5 protein-coding genes are annotated in these 6526 nt (G+C 33.7%); all 5 read left to right on the top strand.

All coding sequences use genetic code 11. The features are described from left to right. Positions 1-267: 267 nt before the first annotated feature. The 5 genes from ACQY1Q_RS12970 (at position 268) to ACQY1Q_RS12950 (ending at position 6484) form a co-directional block, all read left to right on the top strand. Positions 268-1572: a TolC family protein gene (locus ACQY1Q_RS12970; RefSeq protein WP_431005748.1), complete on the top strand. Its 1305-nt coding sequence runs from the start codon at positions 268-270 to the stop codon at positions 1570-1572. A gap of 103 nt (positions 1573-1675) precedes the next feature. After that, a complete protein-coding gene (locus ACQY1Q_RS12965; RefSeq protein ID WP_431005747.1) occupies positions 1676-2752 on the top strand; it encodes an efflux RND transporter periplasmic adaptor subunit in 1077 nt (358 codons plus the stop codon). A gap of 27 nt (positions 2753-2779) precedes the next feature. Then, positions 2780-5986: an efflux RND transporter permease subunit gene (locus tag ACQY1Q_RS12960; RefSeq protein WP_431005746.1), complete on the top strand. Its 3207-nt coding sequence runs from the start codon at positions 2780-2782 to the stop codon at positions 5984-5986. A 1-nt stretch (position 5987) separates the two neighbouring features. Beyond that, on the top strand, positions 5988-6293 hold the full coding sequence (locus ACQY1Q_RS12955; protein ID WP_431005745.1) for a hypothetical protein: 306 nt from the start codon (positions 5988-5990) through the stop codon (positions 6291-6293). 2 nt (positions 6294-6295) lie between these two features. After that, complete coding sequence (locus tag ACQY1Q_RS12950) at positions 6296-6484, top strand: YgaP family membrane protein (RefSeq protein ID WP_431005744.1); 189 nt, start codon at positions 6296-6298, stop codon at positions 6482-6484. Positions 6485-6526 lie beyond the last annotated feature (42 nt).

Here is a 6526-nt window from a genome sequence, read left to right as displayed (position 1 = left end):
AATATAATACCATAAAAACAAAACTGAGTAAGTCAACGACTTACTTTTGGTAAGTCACTGACTTACTTTTTTGTATAATTTTTGCAAAATTTGCATGTTTGTACGCAGTTTTGTATAAAATTGTACGTAAAAATATAAAAGACCAGTTATAATTAACTAATTTTATTAACAAACTATAGTTACATTTTTTCACTTCTCCCTCTGTAACATCAGTTACTGACTACACTCAATATCACCACTACATTTGCTATCGATAAAACATTAACAATGAAAACACATTTTTTCAATATACTATCGTTTTTTACTTTGTTTGTAGCGCATGCTCAAACTACACAGCTTATTTCAAAAGAAGAGGTGTTAAAAAAAGTGACTAGCAATAATCTTTCTCTGAAAATATCAGAACAAGATGTAAAACAAACACAAGCAGATTTTAGGCAAACAAACAGTATTTTCTTGCCTAATATTACTGCCTCTCATACCGGAATTTCAACCACCAATCCGTTAATGGCTTTTGGTAGTAAACTTAATCAAGCAATACTTACTCCGGCAGATTTTAATCCGGATTTATTAAACAACCCAAAACGTACCCAAAACTTTGCTACTAAAATTGAAATTCAACAACCTATAATTAATATTGACGGTATTTTTCAACGTAAAGCAGCCAAACAGAAAATGGAAGCTACTGCTTTTCAACAACAACGAACTAAAGAGTACTTAACATTTGAAATTGAAAAAGCTTATATGCAATTGCAATTAGCTTACAAAGGTGTAACTGTACTGGAACAGGCTGTTAAAGCTGCCAATGAAAATAAAAAACTGGCAGAAAACAGCTATCAACAAGGCTTTTTACAAAGAGCTGATGTACTTTCTGTAGAAGTACGAGTTACAGAAGTTAAAAAACAGTTACAAACTGCTAAAAGTAATGTGTTAAATGCTTCTAACTATTTATCATTTTTAATGAATGAATCTACCGAAACCATTTATCAACCTAAAGACAGTTTAACGTTACATAAATTACCAATGGGTAAGAGTGCTATTTTATCAGAAAACCGATCAGATATAAAAGCAATGGAACTGGCTACTCATGCATATGAACAACTATACAAAGCAGATAAAATGAGTTTTTTACCTAGATTAAATGCTTTTGGTAGCTATGAATTGTATGACAACACTTTATTTAATGCAGACGCTAACGGATACGTTATTGGTGCGCAATTAAGCTGGGATCTTTTTAAAGGATATAAACGCTTTGGAAAACTACAAAAAAGCAAAGCCAGTTATGAAAAATCTCAATTAGAGCTTTCTCAATACAAGGCTAAAAATCAATTAGAAATTAACCAAACTCAACGTGCCTTAGAAGATGCAGAAGAGCAATTAAAACTTACACAATTAGCTTTGGAGCAATCAGAAGAATCATTGAAAATACGAACCAACCGATTTAAAGAAGGTTTAGAAAAAACCTCTGATTTACTAATGGCTGAAACTCAATACGCTCAAAAACAATTAGAATATTATCAAACTATTTTTCAATATAATACCACTCAAACTTATTTAGATTTTTTAACGCACTAAACTAAGATTGTGTACTCCGACACTTTTGTCGAAATGTTTTAACAATTTCTTTTAAACACCTCTTGGGCAACATCCAAGACAGTTAACTAAAAATAACACCAAGATGAGAACACTATATATCATAACCCTTATTACAACTCTAGTTTTTACCGGTTGTGGAAAGAAAGACAAAACAGCATTGGCAGATAATACTCCGGCTGTAAACGTAAAAGTAAATACAATTGCCGCTAACAATGAGCAACCTTTTATTTCCGCTAGCGGAAAAGTACAGGCTAGTAATAGCGCAGAATTAAGTACACGAATGATGGGCTACGTAACTAATGTATATGTAAATGTAGGCGATAAGGTACAAAAAGGACAATTATTATTAACCATTAATAATTCAGACTTACAAGCAAAAAGAGCCCAAGTAAATGCCAATATTACCGAAGCTAACGTAGCTTATCAAAATGCTGAAAAAGATTACCAACGTTTCTCTAATCTATTAGCACAAAATAGTGCTTCTCAGAAAGAAATGGATGATATGTCTGCTCGTTTTAATATGGCAAAAGCTCGCTTAGAAGCCGCCAAGCAAATGAAAAATGAGATTAATGCGCAATTTGCCTATGCCAATATTAAAGCTCCTTTTGCTGGTACTATTATCAATAAGTTCATAGAAAAAGGCAATATGGCTAATCCAGGAGCGCCTTTATTAGCCATAGAGAACCCAAAGAAACTGGAAGTAACCGCTTTGGTACCGGAAAGTGATATTTCAAAAATTAAAAATCAGACGAAAGTAAACGTTACTATTAAATCAATTGACAAAATGGTAACTGGTACGGTAACCGAAGTAAGTACTTCTGCTAAGAATACGGGAGGACAGTATTTAGTTAAAATTGATTTAGATGCTACCGACACTAAAATACTTTCAGGAATGTTTGCTACCGTACAATTTCCTGTAGAAAAAACACAAGAAACTACAAATACCATCTTAATTCCTAAAAATGCTTTAATTCATCAAGGTCAATTATCAGGAATTTATACCGTAAGCCAAAGCAATACCGCTCTATTACGTTGGTTACGATTAGGAAGAACTTTTGGTGATCAAATAGAAGTATTATCAGGGTTAACAACCAATGAAAAATACATTGTTTCAGCTGAAGGTAAATTATACAACGGAGCAAAAATTACCATTCAATAAAAGATTGGTGCTTAATACTATTAAAAGATGAAAGAAGGTTTAGCAGGAAAAATAGCAAAGAGTTTTATTGGCTCAAAGCTTACCGTTTTACTAATGGTCGTATTTATGGTCATTGGTGTGTATAGTTCTTTTTTAATTCCAAGAGAAGAAGAACCACAAATTGATGTTCCGATGGCCGACATTTTTGTAGGTTACCCGGGAGCAAGCCCTAAAGAAGTAGAATCAAGAGTTATCAAACCGCTTGAAAAGTTAATTTCTAACATCAAAGGAGTGGAATATGTGTACTCTACTTCTATGAAAGAGCAAGGAATGGTTATTGTCCAATTTTATGTAGGAGAAGATATTGAACGCTCTTTTGTAAAACTTTATAATGAAATTAATAAGCATATGGATCAGATGCCTAAAGGTGTTACCATGCCTTTGGTAAAAACCCGTGCGATTGATGATGTTCCTATGTTAGGATTAACATTATGGAGTGAGAATTATGACGACTTTCAACTAAAACAAATTGCACAAGAGTTAACTGATGAAATAGAAAAGGTTAATGATGTAGCGGTTACTCATAAAATAGGAGGTAGAAACAGAGAGGTTCGTGTAGTTTTAGATAAAGAAAAACTGGCTGCCAGTAAATTAGATTTTTTAACGGTATCAAAAATGATAACCGCTAACAATCAGCAAATGAGCGCCGGTAGTTATGACGCTAATGATACCGAATTTATGGTAACTACCGGAAAATTTTTAGAATCGGCAGAAGATGTGAAAAATTTGGTGGTAGGTGTTTACCAAAACCAACCTGTTTATTTAAAACAAGTAGCACAGGTTCTAGACGGTCCGGAAATACCTAAAAACTATGTAAGCTTCGGGTATGGACAAGCTTCTACAAAAGCAACCAATCATCCGTCTGAATATCCAGCAGTTACAATTTCAATAGCAAAGCGTAAAGGTGCCGATGCTATGCAAATAGCTGATGTAATTATCAGTAAAGTAGAACATTTGCGTAAAACTTTAATCCCGGATAATGTTCATGTAGAAGTTACTCGAAATTATGGTGAAACTGCTTCCCAAAAAGTTTCTGAACTATTAATGCATCTTATCGGGGCAATTGTTGCGGTTACCTTAGTAGTTATGTTAGCTATGGGATGGCGTGGTGGTTTAGTGGTATTTTTATCAGTACCTATCACCTTCGCTTTAACCTTGTTAAGTTATTATATGTTAGATTATACACTTAACAGAATTACCCTATTTGCCTTAGTATTTGTTACCGGTATTGTAGTAGATGACTCCATTATTATTGCCGAAAATATGCACAGGCATTTTAAAATGAAACGGTTACCGTTTAAACAAGCTGCCTTGTACGCTATTAATGAAGTAGGAAACCCAACCATACTAGCTACCTTTACAGTTATTGCTTCTGTATTACCTATGGCGTTCGTTTCCGGCTTAATGGGACCTTATATGAGTCCGATGCCTATTGGGGCTTCTATTGCCATGCTTTTGTCTCTTTTTGTAGCCTTAACTATTACTCCTTATTTGGGCTATATTTTTCTTCGAGAAAAAGAAAAATACAGTAAAGAAACTCATTTTGAAGCAGATGAAACCAAAGCGATGCAAAACACGCTTATTTACAAACTGTATGAAAAGTTTGAGCGTCCGTTAATTGAGAGTAAAAGTAAACGTACTATCTTTTTAGGTATCACCGTAGTACTTTTAATGGGGTCATTGGTTATGTTCTTTACAAAATCGGTTGCCGTAAAAATGCTTCCTTTTGATAATAAGAACGAGTTTCAAGTAGTTATTGATATGCCAGAAGGAACTACTTTAGAGCGTACAGCTGTAGTTGCCAAAGAAATTTCACAATACATAGCTTCCAGACCGGAAGTAGTAAATTATCAAAGTTATGTGGGTACTTCAGCCCCTATTACCTTTAACGGATTGGTAAGACATTATGATTTGCGCGGAGGTAGTAATATGGCCGATATTCAGGTTAACTTAACGGATAAACATGATAGAAGTGAGCAAAGTCATGATATTGCAAAATTGTTCAGACCGGAAATTCAAGCCATCGCTGCTAAGTTTAATGCCAATGTAAAATTAGTGGAAGTTCCACCGGGACCTCCTGTATTATCTACCATCGTTGCAGAAGTATACGGTCCTGACTATGACCAACAAATTGCGATTGCAAACGAAGTTCAAAAGATTTTAAAGAATACAGATGATGTAGTTGATATTGATTGGATGGTTGAAGATAATCAAACAGAATATGAATTTGTAATTAATAAAGAAAAGGCAATGCTTTATGGCGTAGCTCCGCAACAAATTGCCTATACCTTACATACAGCTATGGCCAATAGAGCCGTTACTACTTTGTATGATGAAAAAGCCTCTCATCAAGTAGGTATTGTGCTAGCTTTAGATGAAAAGGAAAAATCAACTATTCAAGATATCTCACAATTACAAATTACCTCACAACACGGAAACATGGTTGCTATTGGTGATTTAATCGATATTGATCAGAAAATAAGTGCTAAGAGTATTTATAGAAAAAACCAAAAACGAGTAGTATATGTAATGGCAGATATGGCCGGAAACTTAGAAAGTCCTGTGTATGCTATTTTAGGTATGACCGATAAATTAAACAACATTCAATTACCTCAAGGGTACCAAATGGATGAACTTTATATTAAGCAACCGGATTATGAAGATAATTATACCGTAAAATGGGATGGTGAATGGCAAATTACTTTAGAAGTATTTAGAGATTTAGGGGTAGCCTTTTTAGGAGTAATTATTATTATTTATATGCTTATTGTTGGTTGGTTTCAAAACTTTAAAGCTCCTATTGTAATGATGGTTGCCATACCTTTATCTATGGTTGGTATTGTTTTAGGACACTGGATGATGGGTGCTTTCTTTACCGCTACTTCTTTTATTGGTATGATTGCTTTAGCGGGAATTATGGTTAGGAACTCTGTATTACTCATAGACTTTGTAAACCTACGTTTGGCTGAAGGCATTCCGTTAAAACAAGCAGTAATTGAGGCCGGAGCTGTGCGTACCACTCCTATTTTACTAACAGCCGGAACCGTAGTTATTGGAGCATTTGTAATTCTATTTGACCCTATTTTTCAAGGATTAGCAATTTCTTTAATGGGAGGTACCATTGCTTCAACTGTATTAACCTTATTGGTGGTTCCGTTAGTATATTATTTAATTGAAAGAAAAAATTATAAATAGAATGAAGTTACTAATCATAACAGTAGTTGAAGGACTTCAGCAAGAAGTTGCACAACTTTTAAAAGAAGCAAACATTACCAATTTTAGTGCTTCGGATATTGATGGGTTTAGAAATGCTATTCCGGTAATTTCTTCGGAAAACTGGTTTGCAAGTTCAACAAACACAACACAATCACATCTGTATTTTTCATTTACAGAAACAGATAAAATTGAAAAACTTTTCAGTTTAATTGAAGTATTTAATAACCATTTAGAAACAAATAACCCAATACGAGCTGTTGTAGTTCCTATTGAAAAATATATATAAGTATGAGAGATAGAATTATTAAAGGAATAGCCGGAACTTTTATTTTAATCAGTGTATTACTGGCAATTAAAGTAAACATAAATTGGTTATGGTTTACTGCTTTTGTAGGTGCTAACTTACTACAATCATCATTTACTAAATGGTGTTTGATGGATGATATTTTAGCAAAAGTTTTTAAAATTAAAAACTAATAGAACTAAAAGTCGGGATGTATATCCCGACTTTTAGTTCTA

Source organism: Tenacibaculum sp. TC6 (assembly GCF_050606265.1).
Taxonomy (GTDB): domain Bacteria; phylum Bacteroidota; class Bacteroidia; order Flavobacteriales; family Flavobacteriaceae; genus Polaribacter.
Note: the sequence above shows the minus strand (reverse complement) of the source record. Positions and strands in the feature narration are given on the sequence as shown.

Excerpts from the sequence above, each read along its gene's own strand:
- ACQY1Q_RS12970 (WP_431005748.1), top strand. The coding sequence starts at position 268 with ATGAAAACACATTTTTTCAATATACTATCGTTTTTTACTTTGTTTGTA.
- ACQY1Q_RS12965 (WP_431005747.1), top strand. The coding sequence starts at position 1,676 with ATGAGAACACTATATATCATAACCCTTATTACAACTCTAGTTTTTACC.
- ACQY1Q_RS12960 (WP_431005746.1), top strand. The coding sequence starts at position 2,780 with ATGAAAGAAGGTTTAGCAGGAAAAATAGCAAAGAGTTTTATTGGCTCA.
- ACQY1Q_RS12955 (WP_431005745.1), top strand. The coding sequence starts at position 5,988 with ATGAAGTTACTAATCATAACAGTAGTTGAAGGACTTCAGCAAGAAGTT.
- ACQY1Q_RS12950 (WP_431005744.1), top strand. The coding sequence starts at position 6,296 with ATGAGAGATAGAATTATTAAAGGAATAGCCGGAACTTTTATTTTAATC.